General features: G+C 47.6%; 12 protein-coding genes. 3 read left to right on the top strand and 9 right to left on the bottom strand.

What is annotated here, in order from left to right; genetic code table 11:
* Positions 1–174: 174 nt before the first annotated feature.
* Positions 175–759 carry a sigma-70 family RNA polymerase sigma factor gene (locus ACMXI2_RS04730; RefSeq protein ID WP_483780552.1) on the top strand — a complete coding sequence of 195 codons (585 nt, stop codon included), beginning with the start codon at positions 175–177 and terminating at the stop codon, positions 757–759.
* Between the two features lie 30 nt (positions 760–789).
* Here ACMXI2_RS04730 and ACMXI2_RS04735 read toward each other — a convergent pair whose 3' ends face one another.
* The 9 genes from ACMXI2_RS04735 to ACMXI2_RS04775 form a co-directional block, all read right to left on the bottom strand.
* A complete protein-coding gene (locus ACMXI2_RS04735; protein WP_483780553.1) occupies positions 790–3,693 on the bottom strand; it encodes a glycoside hydrolase family 2 TIM barrel-domain containing protein in 2,904 nt (967 codons plus the stop codon).
* Positions 3,694–3,769: 76 nt separating this feature from the next.
* Positions 3,770–5,347, bottom strand: coding sequence for a RagB/SusD family nutrient uptake outer membrane protein (locus ACMXI2_RS04740; RefSeq protein ID WP_483780554.1), 1,578 nt, complete (start codon positions 5,345–5,347; stop codon positions 3,770–3,772).
* 18 nt (positions 5,348–5,365) lie between these two features.
* Entirely contained in the window at positions 5,366–8,692 is a 3,327-nt protein-coding gene (locus ACMXI2_RS04745; protein WP_483780555.1) for a TonB-dependent receptor, read from the bottom strand.
* A 260-nt stretch (positions 8,693–8,952) separates the two neighbouring features.
* Positions 8,953–10,152, bottom strand: coding sequence for a FecR family protein (locus ACMXI2_RS04750; RefSeq protein ID WP_483780556.1), 1,200 nt, complete (start codon positions 10,150–10,152; stop codon positions 8,953–8,955).
* A gap of 122 nt (positions 10,153–10,274) precedes the next feature.
* Complete coding sequence (locus ACMXI2_RS04755; RefSeq protein ID WP_483780557.1) at positions 10,275–10,874, bottom strand: sigma-70 family RNA polymerase sigma factor; 600 nt, start codon at positions 10,872–10,874, stop codon at positions 10,275–10,277.
* 169 nt (positions 10,875–11,043) lie between these two features.
* On the bottom strand, positions 11,044–12,582 hold the full coding sequence (locus tag ACMXI2_RS04760) for a DHA2 family efflux MFS transporter permease subunit (protein ID WP_483780558.1): 1,539 nt from the start codon (positions 12,580–12,582) through the stop codon (positions 11,044–11,046).
* A gap of 45 nt (positions 12,583–12,627) precedes the next feature.
* On the bottom strand, positions 12,628–13,365 hold the full coding sequence (locus ACMXI2_RS04765; RefSeq protein ID WP_483780559.1) for an SDR family oxidoreductase: 738 nt from the start codon (positions 13,363–13,365) through the stop codon (positions 12,628–12,630).
* A gap of 49 nt (positions 13,366–13,414) precedes the next feature.
* The gene (locus tag ACMXI2_RS04770; protein WP_483780560.1) at positions 13,415–13,999 is read right to left on the bottom strand and encodes a TetR/AcrR family transcriptional regulator; all 585 of its coding nucleotides are present in this window, start codon (positions 13,997–13,999) and stop codon (positions 13,415–13,417) included.
* 123 nt (positions 14,000–14,122) lie between these two features.
* Positions 14,123–16,162 (bottom strand): glycoside hydrolase family 127 protein, encoded by a 2,040-nt coding sequence (locus tag ACMXI2_RS04775; RefSeq protein WP_483780561.1) that lies wholly within the window; start codon positions 16,160–16,162, stop codon positions 14,123–14,125.
* Between the two features lie 748 nt (positions 16,163–16,910).
* Between ACMXI2_RS04775 and ACMXI2_RS04780 the strand changes: the two genes are divergently transcribed.
* Together ACMXI2_RS04780 and ACMXI2_RS04785 are read left to right on the top strand one after the other, a co-directional pair.
* The gene (locus tag ACMXI2_RS04780) at positions 16,911–17,198 is read left to right on the top strand and encodes a transposase (protein WP_111580750.1); all 288 of its coding nucleotides are present in this window, start codon (positions 16,911–16,913) and stop codon (positions 17,196–17,198) included.
* A gap of 23 nt (positions 17,199–17,221) precedes the next feature.
* Positions 17,222–18,037 (top strand): IS3 family transposase, encoded by an 816-nt coding sequence (locus ACMXI2_RS04785; protein ID WP_483782389.1) that lies wholly within the window; start codon positions 17,222–17,224, stop codon positions 18,035–18,037.
* Positions 18,038–18,095: the final 58 nt, after the last annotated feature.

The raw sequence follows: 18,095 nt of genomic DNA on the forward strand, positions 1-18,095 counted from the left end.
TTATTCTATAGAGACAATTATTTTCCCTAACACACCTACTTTTTAAAAAAAAGAGTATTTTGTCAGGGAAGGAAGCGCCAACAGGTGTTACAGTGACCATCAACCAGGATCAATTCCTACATATTTCATCTTAATTTAACACGGAGGTAATTTTATTTTGTCAATTTTTGTGACATGATTAGGTGGGATGCTAACACAGCAGATGCTGATTTATGGCTTGCAGTCAAAGACGGTGAAAAAACAGCTTATAACCTGTTATTTAACCGTTATTGGGGAAAGATGTATCAAACCGCTAACAACATACTAAGCGATCCGGAAGCAAGCGAAACAATTGTGCATGATGTATTCCTCACGTTATGGCTTAAAAGAGAAGAACTGCAGATTAATCACTTTCGCAATTATATTATTTCTGCTACCCGTTATCATGTGTACCGCGTGCTGAAGTCGAGAAAAGTATTCCAGGTAGTAGAAGCAGCGGAACATATGGCAGCCATCGGTAACGCTGCTGAAGAAAAAATACAGGAGCAATCTTTCCGCCGGCAACTACACGCTTCCCTCAGCAATTTACCGAAACGCAGTAAAGAAATTTTCCTGTTGAGCAGGGAGGAACAACTCAGTAACCAGGAAATAGCAGAACGTTTGAATATCTCCAAAAGAAGCGTGGAAAACCAGATCACACATGCGCTGCAACACCTGCGACTGTACCTCAAACATTTAATGATGGTGGGAATCATGGTGCTTCCCACCTTTCTTCATTAAATGGTTTTACCCTGTAAACAGGTGGGGCAGTTACCTCTTCCCGTATAACTGTATTTCCTTCACTGCTATCCTGCTGTTTTCAGGCTGTATACCTGTAATAAGATAACGGACATACCTCACTGCTGCATGATGGAAAAGTACCGGCTGATAATTTTGCCCGGATACCCGTTCAGTATTCTTTACACTTATCCAGTCGCTGCCGTTGGCAGATACAGCAATGCTGTAAGTGTACCAGTCGCTGTCTTTCCCCCACACCACGCGGCTGCCACTCAGTTGGTATTCATTTTTCAGATCCAGGGTAATGCTTACAGGAATACTTCCTGCGCCGGATACCCATCCTGTGGCGGTGTTGCCGTCGATAACCGCACGCAAACCTTCATCCGCAGGCTGCACAAAGCCGGCTTTACCGGTGAGCTTAATCTCCTGGAGTTGTTTGGCAGGGATGGTGTCTGTATAATACGCCGCCATTGTTTTTTTATCTTCGTGTATCCATTGCCGGTGGGCGCCATCTTTTACGTATTGATACGGTGCTGCGGTTGTTTTAATCACCTTACTGCCTGGAGCCATGCCGGCGCTTTTTACATTGATCTGTATATTTCCTGCGGTGGCAGCGTGACGGATAACACCGTACGCAATACCGCCTTCCGTTTTCTGCAAAGCGATACCTGCTGCCGGAATATTTCCGCCTATGAGAGCGCCTTGTCCTGATACGCTGATCTGAACAGTATAGGATTGCCCGGCGGTTTCGTTGGATACAAGCGTGCCGTTCCGGTCGCATACCTTCACATAAAAAGGCGTCATAGAAAAGCCGTCGGCAACGGAAACAGCAGCAGCTTCCGGAATTTCAATTTCCAGGTGATGAGGCGTGCCGGGTGTTTTCACCATATGTGTGCAGGCAGCTTTCCCATCCAGGATACCGATGGCTTTCAATTCGCCGGGCTCGTATTTGCCGGTGTGAAAAACAAAGTAGGGGCTGCCGCCTTTGGCCGCTACAAAAGGCGCGGTGCGGGCGTTTTGCTCCCTGGTTATTTCGCCGCAGAATTTGTTGTTCCGGTAAAGCTGTACAGCATCGCAGTTGGAGAATATCATGATTGCGCTATCCAGTGCCGGCTGGTTGTTGTAGCTGCCAATGTATACCATAGGCCCATAGGCGGGATTACGGGCATCCTGCATGGCCTGGAGCTGGTAGTAACTGAATTTCTCATAGCGGTCAAGATCGGTAACGCCGCTGAAAGCGGTGATGGGATCGGAGCCACGGGTGTAGTCGTTGTAGCTCCATACAAAGTAACCGCCTATCCTGGGATTAGCGTCCAGTCCGCCATGATCCCAGTAACCGCCCAACGCTTCGGACGTTTCCCCGTTCAATGCATTTTGCCGCAGTACACATTGGTTGACTAATCCTTTTTCTGTGTACATCCTGCTGGCGCGCAGGCTGTTTTCTTTTTCGGCATCGGCCATCCAGGTATCGCCCCATTCACGGGTAATAAACGGGCGTGACGGCATCGGATCGGAGCCATCTTCATTTATTACTTTATAGGAAACGTTGTAATGATCTTTACTGCGGGCATTAAAATCGTCGGCTACAAACAGCTGGTTGCCGGGCATTTCGTTCCGTGCGGTTTGCACGGCCTGCTGCATCCATGCTGCTGTAGCAGGCGACTCATTGAGAGACGTTTCCCAAAGGAAAACAGACGGGTGGTTGCGGTCGCGGCGGATCATCTCCCGGATGTCGCGGTAAGTGTTTGCAACGAACAGGGAGTCTTTGGAAAAGAACTGCCATCCGGGTTCGCACTCAATCACCAGCAAGCCTGTTTTGTCGCAGGCATCCAGGAATGCGGGCGATGCGGGATAATGCGCGGCGCGCACCGCATTGAAACCTCCTTTCTTGAGCTGAAGGGCATCGCGGTATTGCAGGTTATCTGTTGCCGCGTCGCCGGTATATTCGTATGCCTGGTGCCTGTTGGCGCCACGCAGGTATAATTTTGCTCCATTGATATAAAAGCCGTCGGCAGCAAAGGCAATATTTCGTATGCCCGTATACGTGACCAGGCTATCCACCCGTGCATTGTCTTCATAAACAACGGATACCAGGTGATACAGGTAAGGATGATCGGGATGCCATAAATGAGGTGCGCTCACGGTAAGCGATTGCCGGATATCCGCATCTGCCTGTGCGGGAATGTGCTGCTCACTGGCTGCTGTTGCTACCGGCAAGCCACTGCTATCCACCAGTGTTGTTTTCAGTGTGGCATGTACCGGTTTACCGGAAGCATTCACGATATTGGTTTTTATGGCAACAGCCGCGGCATCCCTGCCAACGGCGGGGTAGGTGATAAATACGCCGCCACCGGCTACCTTATTGGCTTCCAGCGGATGGGAGATAAACACTTTTTCAGTAACCACCATCGACACATTCCTGTAGATGCCGCCAAAGTAGTTGAAGTCGAGCTTCGACTGTGGTTTTCCCGGTGGAATCTGCGGGTTATCTTTATTGGAAACCTTTACTGCCAGTACATTATCTTTTTCAAAATTCACATACGCGCTGATGTCTACCACAAAGCCCATATAGCCGCCTGCATGGGTGGCTATTTTGTGGCCATTGAGATATACATCCGCGATGGTTTGCACACCTTCAAAACAAACGGTGATCCTTTTATTACGGTATGAGGGCGGCATTTTAAAATATCTCCTGTACCAGCCAATGCCCTGGTATACCGCATTGCCGCCGTTATGCTTTTTCTCAATACGCATTACGTGCGGGATGCTGATGCCTGACCAGTTTTTATCATTGAATGTTACCTGCTCCGCGCCGGTGATATCGCCTCTTTGAAAGGCCCAGTGGGTATTGAAGTTAAGAACGGTCCTGGTTTGCTGTGCGGACAAGGTGAAAGGAAGAATAAAACAAACCAGCAGGCCGGTAATGAAACGATACATGTGAATACTTTTTAAGCATAAAAAAATCCCGCTCATCTTTCAACTCGCGGGATTTCTTTTGATTGTTACAGTTGTATTAGTAGCCTGGGTTTTGTGTCAGGTTTTTGTTGATATCCCTTTCTGCCTGTGGTACCGGCCACAGGTAATCCCTGTTTTCCACAAACGTGCGCTGCTCTACGGTGATATGATCTCCGCTGAGGGTGAGTTTACCATTGGCGGGATCTACGGTGCCCAGCCGTGCGCCGTACACCGTACCGGATCTAACGGCAGTGCCTATCTTCCAGCGCTGCACATCATACCAGCGTAAGCCTTCCAGCGCCAGTTCCACCCTGCGTTCGCGTCTTACGAGTGTACGCATTTTATCAACGGTGTTATATACTGTTCTGTCTACCGCCGGCATGCCTGCGCGGGTTCTGATGGCATCTATCGCATCATACACGGTATTGTCAATAACGCCTGATTCAATTTGTGCTTCTGCATAAGTGAGCAGTATTTCGGCGTAGCGGATCACCATCATATTCAGCCCGGTGTTCCACATATCCGTATAGTCGGAGAGGTTAGACGTGAATTTTTTCGGAATGTAAGCCGTTTTGGAATTGTTATCCCCGTTATAGTAATCGCCGGATGTGCTTTGAATGGAGTTGTAGTATTTACCCTCATACAACTGGCCAGGGCACACGATGGTAGCGGTTAAGCGTGGATCCCTGTTGTTGTACGGATCATTTTCGGAATAGCCGGATGTTGGATCATCAATGGTCTTTCCGTTTTTCATTTCGTAGGCATCCACCAGTGCCTGTGTAGGGTCGAGGGAACCCCAGCCGCCAAAGGAAGAGGATGGCATTACACCGATATCGGCATTGGGATAGTCATTCTCTTTGTATTGTACATCGAGGATCACTTCTTTATTGTTTTCGTTCTGGATACGGAACAGGTTCTGGTAGTTAGGAAAGAGTTCATAACCCAGGGCCATGATCTTTTTACAATCAATGATACAGGCGGCGTAGTTTTTATCATACAATTCCAGCCTGGCTTTCAGGGAAAGTGCAGCGCCCTGTGTAATGCGGCCAACCTCACTACCACTGTAGCTTACCGGCAGGGTAGGTGCAATGGCTTCCAGTTCATCCAATACAAATTTGCGTACTTCGGTAGCGGCTGTTCTGGAAATGGTATTGGCTTCTTCCGTGGTAACGGAGTTTTTAGCCAGTGGTACATCTCCGTAAAGCTGTGTAAGGGTAAAGTACTGGTAAGCTCTCAGGAAACGGGCTTCACTCTTAAACTGTGTTTTTAAAGTTTCGTCCATCGGCGTTTTATCAACGTTTTCCAGGAACCAGTTGCATTTCTGGATGGAGGTATAGCTCCAGCGCTTGGAGGCGTTGGTATTAGCCGGTGTAATGTTGCCATTGCCATAGTCCGTATAGCCTTCCCAGTAGTACTGGCTGTACATATTATCGCTCACGGCGTCCATATAGAGCAGGGTGTAGTCGCCTTCCCAGTCTTTGTAGCAGCCGTTCAGAGCTGCCTGGGCGTCGCCCTGTGAATTCCAGAGGGATTCGTTGCTGTAGGCATTTGTTGGCTGCCTGTCGAGGAAATCTTTGTTGCATGCGGATTGCAGCGCAGCAGAGAAGAGTATTATATAGAGGATGTTCCTTTTCATGATGTTGATTGCTTTTCGTTAAAAACTAACATTTACGCCAAACGTGTGCACTTTCACCTGCGGGTAGTAATAAATACTGCTGGTAATAGATGCTTCCGGATCTATCCATTTATACAGGCCGTCGAAGGTGAGGATATTTTGTCCGCTATAGTAGAAACGTACTTTGTTGATACCGATCCTTTTCACCACTCTTTCCGGCAGTGTATAACCTACCTGCAGGTTTTTAAGACGCAGGTAAGATCCGTCTTTCACCCAGAAGGAAGAAGGCGTGCCGCTGGGATCATTTTGCGTATAGCCACTCCAGATGCGTGGTAACGCTGCTGAAGTGTTTTCCGGCGTCCAGGTATCCAGTAAAGCGGAAGTGGGTTTACCGGCAGAAGAACTTACACTGCCCAGTTTACCGGCGTCGATGTATGTTTTCACACCAGCGGCGCCCTGCAGGAAGATATTGAGATCAATATTTTTCCAGGAACCGCCGAGGTTAACGCCAAAGGTTACTTTCGGGAAATAATTGCCCAGGTATACTTTGTCGGCACTGTTAATGGTGTCATTACCGTCCTTGTCTTTGTATCTCAGATCGCCCGGGGCAGTTCTGTTGGATTGATAAGGCGATTTGGCTACTTCGTCGGCCGATTGGAAAATGCCATCTGCTTCGTATCCGTACAGGGCATTGATAGGGTAGCCCACCTGTCTGAATGTATAGCCGGTAATGGTTGGTCCTGTGCCATGAAGGTCGGTTACTTCATTCTTAATAAAGGCTGCGTTCACGGAGGCATTGTACTTGAAATCACCTGCGTTGTTTGCGTAGCTGAGTGAAAATTCCCATCCTTTGTTCAGCACAGAGCCAGCATTTTGAACAGGCGCGTTCAAACCATATACCCCGCCAACCGGTATGGCCAGGAGGATATCATGAGTTGGTTTATAGAAATAATCTGCAGTAAAGTTTAAGTTTCCATCCAGGAAGCCTGCGTCGATACCCACACTTGTTTCAGTGGTACTTTCCCATTTGATATCTTTATTAGCTCCATTGACAGGCGCTACGCCGGCTGCAATAGCGGCAGTTGTACCACCAAAAGTATAGTTCTGGGTTCCATCAATGCTGGTTATCCACGGATAGTAAGGAGCTGCCGGGTACTTAGTATCATCCGGGCCTATTACGTTCTGGTTACCCAGTTGTCCCCATGAACCTCTTATTTTAAGATTGGAAACATATTTTTTCAGTGGCGTGAAGAAGTCTTCCCTGTCTAAGTTCCAGCCGGCAGAAAAGGATGGGAATAAGCCCCACCTGTTGCCGGGAGCAAAACGGGAAGAACCGTCATACCGAAGGTTTGCTTCAAACAGGTATTTGCCGTCGAAGTCGTAGTTTAACCGGCCAAAATAAGACTGAAGCGCCAATTGATAAGAGTAGCCGCTGGTTTTCTGTCCATCTGTTGAACCCAGGTTAACATCGGTTAACTGGTTGTTCAGGAAACCTTTCCGGTAACCGTCATCAAAGCTGAATTTGGTCAGCTCCTGGGAGTAACCACCCAGTATTTTGAAATTATGTTTACTGAAGGATTTGGTATAATCCAGCAATGCCTGCTGCGTAACAGTGCTGCCAAAGGTGCTCTCATCTGTTACGGAATTGGGTCCCTGGTAAAATGTTTCGTTACCCGCAGCATCATAATACTGCTGGTCAGCAATAAACTTTTTGTTATGGCTGATCTTCATCACATAGGCAAGGGAGGGCTTGAAATGCAGTCCTTTCACAATTTCCCAGTCTACGCCTACGTTGCCAATCAGGTCATAATTATTGTATTTATTCAGGCTGTTTCCTTCCAGCCACGCCATTGGGCTACCATCTGAAATATAGCCATAGTGGCCATTTTCATATTTGTAAGGAATGGTAGGGGAGATGCGGTTGATCTGTCTTACCAGCTGCGTGAAATCGCCGGTGTAAGGGTTGCTGGGCTCATTTCTGCCGGAAGAAGTAAAGGCGATATTACCGATTACTTTTATGTTGTCTTTGATTTCAGAAGTGATGTTCAGCCTGCTGGTGTAACGTTTTGCATTTGTTTTTTCCATGAGGCCGTTCTGATCAAATACACCCAAAGAGAAGGCATACTGTGTATTGTCGCTACCGCCGGAAACACCTACATAGTGGTTCTGTTGTAAACCGCTGCCCTGGTAAAAGAGGTCGAGCCAGTCGGTATTGGGATAGTTAAAAGGATCAGAACCATCTTTGAATTTCTGGATTTCTGCATCTGTCCATCGGGCAGTTTTTCCTTCATTGCTCAGCGCCTGGTTATATAACGTAGCTGCCTGCCAGGAAGGTAAAAAGTCTGGTAAGCCGGTGGCCTGTTGTTTACCCACATACCCGGTATAGGTAACCTGCGGAGGGCCTTTCCTGCCTTGTTTGGTAGTGATAAGAATAACGCCGTTGGCTGCACGGGAACCATAGATAGCGGAAGATGCCGCATCTTTCAGTACCGATAAAGTGGCAATATCGTCGGGGTTAATATTGTTAAGACTACTCAGGTTAGTAACTACTCCATCTATCACAATTACCGGGTCGGCATTGTTTAGCGTACCAATACCCCGGATACGGATCTTTGCGGCGTCGTTGCCGGGTTGTCCGCTGTTGGCAGCTGTTACGGTAATGCCTGGCATTGTACCCTGTAATGCGTTACCCAGGCTTGTTACCGGCCTGTTAGTAAGTTGTTCTGTGCCGATAGAAGTAACGGAACCGGTAAGGTTCGCCTTTTTCTGCGTGCCATAACCTACTACCACAAACTGTTTCAGGGCGCTTACATCCGGCGCCATTGAAATATTGATCTGTGTTTTTCCGGCGACCTTGATTTCCTGGGTGATGTACCCGATACTGGTTACCACCAGTACCGCGTTCTCCGGTACGTTTGCCAGCTGGAAGCTGCCATCTGGTCCGGAAACAACCCCTTTCTGTGTACCTTTTACAACAATGGAAACACCTGGAAGCGCTGCCCCGGTTTCATCTATTACCTTTCCTGTAATGGTAGCAGGGGGAGGTGCGGTTACCGGCGCTGCTGCCGGTTTTTCATTTTTTGTAATGAAGATAGTATTGCCCTGGATCTCAAAGCTCAACGGCTGCTGACGCAATACTGCTTCCATCGCGGCCTGTGGCGAGGCATTTTTTATGTCTACCGAAACAGGGTTGCTGTTCTTCAGATCATTTTTATCGTAAAAGAAAACATAGCCCGTTTGTGCTTTAATCACGTTCAGCACTTTCTGGAGACTCGCCGCTTTGGCGGAATAAGTCACCGTTTGGGCGCTGCCCTCAGCGCTTACCTGCAAGGCAGCAAGGAGCAGCATAAAAGAAGTTAGCTTCATAACTAACAAAGTTTTGGTTGAGAGCCCCGCAAATTTCCAATATCTGCGGGTACCGGAATTACAAATAGCCTTAAGTTGCATACTTTTGCAATGTTTGGTTGAATTAATAAATAATGTTTACCGACTTGTTTGTTGATTAAATTGAACAGCAGCCGGGGTAGGACGCCAATCTCAGCCCCGGTTTTTTATTCAATGCGCATAGAACGCCGCTGGCAATAGCTTTGATTTTTTCATTGTTCCATATTTTTCATTGTTCATAACTATGGTAGGATAACGATCCGGTTACCATTCTCAATTCTATATTTAATTCTTGTTTTTGAGAGTCCTTTTAACACCTGCGATAAGGTGAGGTTACGGCCTATTTCCCCGGTAAATACCCTTTGTGGAATGTTGCCTTCGTATGTTACTTCTACGTTGTACCAGCGCGATAACTGGCGCATTACCGCAGGAAGATCTGCATCATTGAAAGAAAAGAATCCTGCTTTCCAGGCCAGTACCTCAGACAGGTCTACATGGTCCAGCACCTGGATCGACTGCCCTTTTGCCGCTACCCTGGCTTGTTGACCGGGCTTCAGCGTTTGTTGCTGCTGCTGCACGCTTACCCGCACAGCTCCCTGCAGCAATGTAGTATTGATACTGGCTTCGTCTTTATATGCGTTGATATTAAAATGTGTGCCCAGTACGTCGATGGTAGTATTGCCGGCCTTTACACGGAAAGGCATCTTATCATTTTTTACCACTTCAAAATACACTTCACCGGTAACGGTTACGCTTCTTTCGTTGCCGGTAAAAGCAGTGGGATAGCTGATAGATGAGGCGGCATTCAGCCATACGCCGGTGCCATCGGGCAAAATAAGCTGGTATTGTCCCCCCAACGGGGTGCTCATGGTGTTATATAGTATCTTATCCTCAGCGCCACCGGTACCATTGTAGGCGAGCTGACCGTTACTCAGCTTGGTGATCCGGGTATTGCCCTGTTGGGCCAATACGCCATTACCCGCACTGTCGAGCGGTATCTGGGAGCCATCAGAGAGGGTGAGTACCGCCCTGTTGCCGCCCGGTGCAATGTCTTTTACCGGTGAAGCAGCTACTACGGCCGGGGGAGGAGTTGGTTTTGAGAGGTAATAAGCGCCGGTTGCTAAAACAATGATACAGGCGGCAGCCCACCAATAGCGTTGCAGAAAATAGATCCGGTTCCGGGCAGGCAGCGTTGCCGGCTGCTGCGCAAGTTTATCGGCATCCAGTATTTCTTTTACGGCCTGCTGCCAGTAGGTGTGGTCGTAATCCGCACTGCCAGCTGCTTCCAGCGGCCAGTTGGCGTGATATGCATCCAGCTGCCGGACTATTTCCCCCGATTCATCTTCACTGATCAATTGCAATAGTTCCCTGTACTCCCCGGTGGTGGCGCGATGCAGGCGTACCTGTTCCAATAAGTATGTTAGTCTTTCTGATGTGGACAACGGCCTTGTTTTAAAGCATTCGGAATTCAGTTGATATCGCCGGGAACTACCTTGTTGCAGAAAGTCCCCTGCATATACGTACCGTAAGCAGCCAAAGAGTACCTATGTCTTTCAAAAAAAAGTTAAGAAAAATATAAAACACCCCATCCAAGCAGGAGTAGCGGGAGGATGATACCCTGTTTGGTCAGGTATTCCCGGATAGATTTAAGGGAACGGACCAGGGAATTTTTAACAGTTTGCGGCGAGAGTTGCAGCTCACTGGCAATTTCTGCAATTTTAAGATCCTTCTCCCGGCTGAGCAGGTAGATCTTTTGCGCCTGCGGCGGCAATTGAAGGATGGCCTGCTTTACCAGCAGTGCCGTTTCAGAAAAAGCAATATTTTCTTCGGTAAGATTGGAGTGGTCGGTGTTTTCGCGGGTAATGATCTGGCTGGCCTTATTCCGCACACCCTGCTTCTGCAACCAGCTATAACAGCGGTGATACACCATTTTGAAGATCCAGTTATGGGGAACCATTACCTCTGTCAGCTTCTCCCGGCTGAGCCATATGCCCAGGAATATTTCCTGTATGATGTCTTTCTCCGGCCCTTCTACCTGTATAATACGGGCAATTACCGGCTTGATTTTAGGCACATACAGGTGGAATAATGCTTCAAATGCAGATTCATCCCCCCCGGCAATTTGGTGGAAAAGTGCAGTTTCATGTACTGTGTCATTGTTCATCCGTGTATATCCAGTTCCCCTTAAAATTAAATATCACTCTATCTTCGTTAATCCAGCCATAAAATAGACGAATTACCTGGTATGATCGATAAAGATGTAGCTTGCAAAGTACAAAAAAATCGTGGTACCCTGTCAGGCGGGCAATTCCGGTTTGGGAAGGAAGATAATATCAGTGATCCATCACCACTACATTAGCCGTTTTTTTCTTTTTAGCGGAGGCCATTAACAACAAGGGAAGCGCCGCAATAAATATAATGCCTACCAGCAAAAAAGCATCGCTGAAACTCAGCAGGGTGCTTTGTTTTACCACCGAATTATCCAGCAGTTTCAGGGCTTTATGATGTGCATCCGTAGCGGTGGCGCCCTTGCTCAGAAAGAAATGCGCGTAGCTGTTTAAGCGGTTGGCTACCGCGGGGTTATCGGTAGTGAGATTGCTTACCAGATCGGACCGGTGCTGTGCATTCCGGTTGGCGAGGTAAGTATTTACCATTGCAATGCCAAAGGAGCCGCCCAGTTGCCGCATCATATTATTTAAAGCTGCTCCCTGCGGAATATCGGCCGGCGCCAGCGAAGACACGGCCAGGGTGGTAAGCAGTACCGTTACCAGTGCCAGGCCCACGCCCCGCCAGATGAGGGAGGTAGTAATAGTGGCTGCGCCGGCATCCTGGTTGAGCGCCGACATCTGCCAGCTGAAAAGAATAAATAACCCCATCCCCGCTACAATGAGAAACACCGGCGATATGCCGCGTTGCAGGAGCCGTGCAGAGATGATGAGCCCACCTATGGCTAAACAGGCGCCGGGCAACAGGAGCATCCCTGTTTGCAGCGGCGTGAAATTAAGCAGCCGCTGTGCAAATACCGGCGTCAGGAAAACGGAGCTGAAAATGCCCATGCCGGAAACAAACGTCAATACCGCGGCAATGCTCAGGTTCCTGCTCTTCAGCACCCGCAGGTTTACTACCGGGTCTTTGACCCGTAGCTCCCACCACACAAATACCAGGATGGCAAAAGTAGCGATCACAGAAAGCCAGGTGATGTAGGGCGCTTCAAACCAGTCGTCGGTTTCTCCTCTTTCCAATACGGTTTGCAATGCACTCACGCCAACGGCGAGGAGCAGGATCCCGGTCCAGTCGATCCGTTTGGCCGGCGGCACATTACCGGGTTCTTTGAGCAGTATATAACAAAGGGTTGCCACGGTGATACCTATCGGTACATTAATGTAAAAGATCCAGGGCCAGGAATAAAATTCCGTGATATAGCCGCCGAGGGTAGGGCCGATAGTGGGACCAACAAACACGCCTACGCCAAAGAGTGCGCTGGCCACATTCTGTTTTTCTTTGGGGAACAGTTCAAAGATGATCACCTGCGATACTGACAGCAGCGCGCCGCCGCCAATGCCCTGGAGAAAACGGAATACCACCAGCATCCAGATGTTGGCGGCTTGCCCGCACATCAGCGAAAAGAAGGTGAAGGCAATGATGGAACCGATATAATAATTGCGTCTGCCCAGTTTCGCGGCCAGGAAGCCGGTAATGGGAATGATGATCACGTTGGCAATGGCATAGGCAGTAATGACCCAGGAGGTATCTTCCAGCGTGGCGCCCAGGTTGCCACTCATATGCGATAAGGCTACGTTTACAATGGAGGTGTCTATCAACTCCATGATGGCTGCTGTAATCACCGCCAGGATCAGTACTGTCCGTTTCATTGCCGTTATTTAATATACCGATTGGTATATTATTGGATAAATTTTTTATTCGCCGCTACCATTCATAGCAGCCAGTGCTGCAGCAGGATTGGTGAGCGATAACTGGTAAATCAGTTCGGTATCGCCTACACGGATTTCATAGTCATTTTTTCCGAGTGCGGTTAAAAGATCCGTTGCAACCTGTGACGGAGGGATGCCTTTACTACCGCCGATGTTCTGTGATAAATCGGTATTTACCAAAGGCGGCATCAGTTCAAAGATGTGCAGCTTGGGGAACGTTACCCGCATGGATTGGGTGTAGGAGCGGAGGGCAGCTTTGGTAGCTGAGTAAGTGGCTATCTGTGCGCCCGGTGCAAAGGCAACAATAGACGTTACATTTACAATGGCTGCTTCCGGCTGTTTGTTGAGTAACGGCAATAATTTTTCGGTGAGGCGGATCACGGCGAAGAAATTAGTGTCCATTTCTTCGACTGCCTTTCCCGCTGCATTCGCGTTTTCCGACAGCTCATAGGCAAATGCGCGGCCTGCATTGTTGATCAGGATATTTAAAGATGGATATTCCTCCTGCAGGGTGGCTACCAGTTGGGCCACCGCTTTATCGCTGGTTACATCGCTCACGATGCCTTTTACACCCGGCATTTGCTGTGTGGCCTTTTCCAGGCGGGCGGCGTCTCTGCCGGTGATAATTACCTGGTTACCCTGCTGGGATAATTGCCTGGCTATTGCCAGCCCGATACCTGCGCTGCCGCCGGTAATAAGTACAGTATTTCCTGTTGTTTTCATGCGTATTGTGTTTATACCGATTGGTATATTTATAATGAAAAAAATTGCGTTAGAGTGCGTCCACCATTTTTCCAACCGACTGCATGATGGCGTTGCGGTAATTCATTTTGCCGGTTAGTTTGGCAATCATGATACAACCTTCAATAGTGGCGATCATGGTGAGTGCGATTTGTTCTGCATTTACATCTTCACTGAATTCCCCTTCCTCTTTTCCTTTTTCGATCAACCCGGTAATACCGGTTTTCCACGACAGGATGGCATCAATCGCTTTCTGTTTCAATAAAGGATGCGTGTCGTCTGCTTCAATTGCCGTATTCAGGATGGGGCATCCGCCGGCAGGGAACGGGTGTTTCAGGAAGTTTTCATAGATATGCACATATACCATCAGCTTGTCCCTGCAGGTGGTTCTTTTGCCCATTTCCTGCCGGATAATGCTGGTCACCTTTTTCAGGTTGTAATCAAAACACGCCAGGGCCACTTCGTCTTTATTGGCGAAATTGCCGTAAATACTTCCTTTTGTCAGCCCCGTAGCATTCGTCATATCATTCAAAGAAGTACCGGTGTAGCCCTTCTCGTTAAAAACAGGGGCCGTCATCTCCACAATAAACTGTTTTGTTTTCTCTGCCTTGTTCATATTCCTCTTTCTTTTGACAAAGCAAAAATATACCATTTGGTATAAAATAAAAAATATAATTTGGGAAGCCTGTGAATTCATTGATTCACAGGCTTCCCAAATTATAACACTTAGCAGTTGCAGCTACTTCGAAATAATCTTTTCTTCCTGTTTACTGGTGAGCAGATCGATATCATTTACCTTTTCCGGAAACCATACCATCATTTCTCCCTTGCCCCTGTTGGCCCAGGCGTAGTAAGGGATGGCCGTAAATGTTTGTTGCGTGGTGGAAACAGTAAGCCCGTTGTTGCTCACGTGCACTGCCGGCACCTGGCTGCTGATAACAGTTACGCCATTCAGCAGTTCCGGTCGCCAGGCGGCAGCGAAAACAGCATCGGAAGGAATGATGATATTGCTGGTACTGCCATTGTTATCGGCCCATTCGCCGCAATAAACAATAGGTCCGCGTTGCAGGGCTACTTTGCCGGCATCTTCTTTAACCTTTTCATTTGCTTTTATCTTTCTTACTTCCATCGGTAAGATTACTTCTACGCGGTCATTTTTTTTCCAGGTCCGCGCAATCACAGCGTATCCTTTTTCCATGTTATAGGTAACGGGCATGCCATTTACACGGATAACAGGCAGCGGGGTATTGTTGCCGGTAAAGCTGTATAAACCGGAAGGAACGGCCGTATTCTGCGCCCATCCGGGAATGCGTACGAGGAAATTAAATGCCACCGGCTTTTTGGCAGGGGAGATGTTAAATACCAGGTCGCCATTCCAGGGATATTGATGCTGCTGGTTAATGGAAACGGTGTTGCCGGATACTTTCAAGGTAGCGCGACTGGCTACAAAAAGATTCACGTATACATTATTATCTTTTTGTGCATACACATAACCGGGAATGGAAGGGATCAGGCGGGTAAGATTGGTAGGGCAGCAGGAGCATTCAAACCAGCCGGCACGTTGGGGTTCCAGGTGTTTGTGTGAAAAGGAATTTTTTACCTGCATGGCGTTGCTGTAAAAGAAAGATTTGCCATCGAGCCCCAAACCTGAGATGAGCCCGTTGTATAACATCTTCTCCAGCACATCCATATACTTCGCATCCCCGTGCAGCAGGAACATGCGGTAATTCCAGTACACACCGGCAATGGAGGCACAGGTTTCATTATAAGCGGTGGTGTTGGGCAGTTCGTAGTTGTCGCCAAACCGCTCACCGGCAGGCACGGCGCCCAGTCCGCCCTGTACGTACATTTTGTAGGTAACCATATTCTGCCAGATAGTATCTACTGCCTGCAGCAGGCTTTTGTCGCCGGTTAATGCGGCTACATCGGCCATAGCAGCGTATAAGTAACCTGCCCGCACAGCATGTCCTTCTACTTCATATTGTTCGGTAACCGGCTTATCATCCTGCCAGTAAGTCCCGCTTTTCCAGGGATCTTTGCTGTTGTGGTCATAACCGGTATAGCGACCGCGTTCTTCAATAAAGAACTTTGCCGTTTCCAGGTATGCCGGCTTGCCGGTGATGCGGTAAAGCTTCACCAGCCCCATTTCCACAATTTCATGACCCGGCGCTACGTGCTTTTTTCCGGGGCCGAATACGCTGCATACCAGGTCGGCATTTTTGAGAGCGATGTTCAGCAGCGTTTTCTTTCCCGTAGCATAATAATGCGCAAAAGCGGCCTCATACAAGTGGCCGGCGTTGTACAGCTCATGGCTCCCTTCCCGTTCCTTTACCCATCTCTCCGGTCCTGCCCATGAATGCGGCGCGGCGGGATTAATGGTTCTGGCGGTGTACAGGTAGCCATCTTTTTCCTGCGCGTTGGCAATTTTAACGATCAGCGAATCAATGTAGCTGTCCAGTTTTTTGTCCGGGAAAAGGCTCAGGGAGAAGGAAGCCCCTTCAATTGTTTTGTAGATGTCGGTATCGTCAAACGGAAAGGTGGTACAAAACTTACCCGAATGGGCTGCCGCCATTTCAAAGTTTTTTACCCTGCCTGTATTTTCACAGCGCTCAAACGAGGCGGGGATGGTAACCAGGTGATTTGTACGCAGGCGTGGCAGCCAGAAGCTGTCTGTGAGCTGTACTGCCGTGAAGTTGACCGATTTAACCGGGTAGTCCTTTACCTGCGCCCATGCTGTGGAGGCCGCGCAGATACTGATGAACAGGCATATCTTTTTCATATAACAGATTATAACGTGAAATTTATCCAAAGGATGGGGAGCCGGGTGGGCAGGTGTTCCCGCTCCGGTATCCTGGTTCAAAATAGTAATTTTTATTTATTAATCGTCAAATTGACAATTAATTTTACAGCCGCATGAATTCGGGGATTCATCGAAGAAAAGTTACAGATAGATTTGTCTGGTTTAGGTTATTTGCACAAGCTGGTAAGGTATGAGGCTTTTGTAAGTGAGCTGCAGCGGTTTATCGTGTGATTTTCTGAAAATAAAAATGGACAAACCGAAGCAATTTTCGATTTGTCCACTCTCGTGCCCAGAACTGGATTCCCAATTGCCTGGTTATAAATGTCTTGTAAATAAAATGTGTCAAATTTGTGTCTTAATGTCCAAGGTTGGGTCGCTCATTTCCACTTCTTCGCACTTTCTCCCTATCAAGGCGAAAATATGATAAATTCTCGTAGGATTATACTAGAGAGGACAGATTATTCTAAGTGACTAAATTCTTACTAAAACTTTCTATTTCCCCAATCTCAATACTTGATGAGTATGAAAAATATATTAAAAATTTTTTATGTAAAAAAGGGGAGTTGCTTCTTTCCAAACTTACTATTTAAAACGTAAAATTGCACTGCTAATCAGGATCATTTCTCGATTAAAACTAAATTGTTAGTTAAATTGCGTCCTGTATAATGGTCCCCGAAAAAAGGTCCGGTATTTAAGATAGAAAAAATCATCTTAAATTGCCAAAGTAATGACTAAAAAGAGCAGACGTAAATTTACCGGGGACTTCAAAGCAAAAGTTGTATTAGAAGCCCTGAAGGAGCGCAGCACAATTGAGGAGCTGGCGAAGAAGTATGAGCTACACCCAACACAAATAAACACGTGGAAACGGGAAGCTGCCGCGAAATTGGCTGGAGCATTTGACTCTGACGCTCCCACCAGCAATAGCGAAGACCAGGAGGCACAAATGGAGAAACTATATGCCCAAATCGGTCAATTGAAGGTGGAGAATGATTTTTTGAAAAAAAAGTTGCGGTGAAGTCACTAGTCTCCCGTAGAAAAATGATTGAATCTTCAAATCCATCAATAAGTATTCGTCAGCAATGTCGGCTATTGAGCTTGCATCGTAGTGGATTATACTACCAGCCGCTTGCAGAAACGGAGGAGAATCTGACAATAATGCGCTTGCTTGATGAGCAGTACTATAAGACTCCATTTTTCGGGGAACGGAAGTTAAAGATCTGGTTGCGTGGCCTGGGATACTTCGTCAACCGCAAGCGGCTTGGCCGCTTAATGAAGCTAATGGGCTGGGAGACGTTATATAAAAGACCTGGTACGAGTGATCCGAATACATCACATAAGGTATACCCCTATTTACTTAAAGGGTTAGCGATTACGAGGGCCAATCAGGTATGGGCAACGGACATTACTTATGTGCCCATGCGTAAAGGCTTCATGTACCTTTGTGCGGTAATTGATTTGCATACCCGGTACGTAGTAAATTGGAGTGTCAGCAATACGATGACTGCAGACTGGTGTAAAAGCGTAGTTGAAGAAGCGATAGCGACAAGTGGTAAACCTGAAATATTCAATACTGATCAAGGGAGCCAGTTCACCAGTGAAATATTTACCAGCATCCTGAAAAAGCATGAAATACAGATCAGTATGGATGGAAAGGGAAGAGCGATTGACAATATTTTTGTTGAGAGGTTATGGAAAAGCGTGAAGTATGAAAATATTTATTTGAACGTATACGAAGACGGAGTAAGTTTGTATCAAGGATTGCAACAGTACTTTGAGTTTTATAATACAGAGCGCTTCCATCAATCACTGGGATACAAAACACCAGCGGATCTTTACAGAAAGATTGCTGCCTAGCCCCTGACGGGGCTTGTGCTAACAAAACAGATGCGCAGGCGCATCCATTTTGTTAGCA

It is taken from the genome of Chitinophaga sp. G7 BAM 1005 (assembly GCF_057126945.1).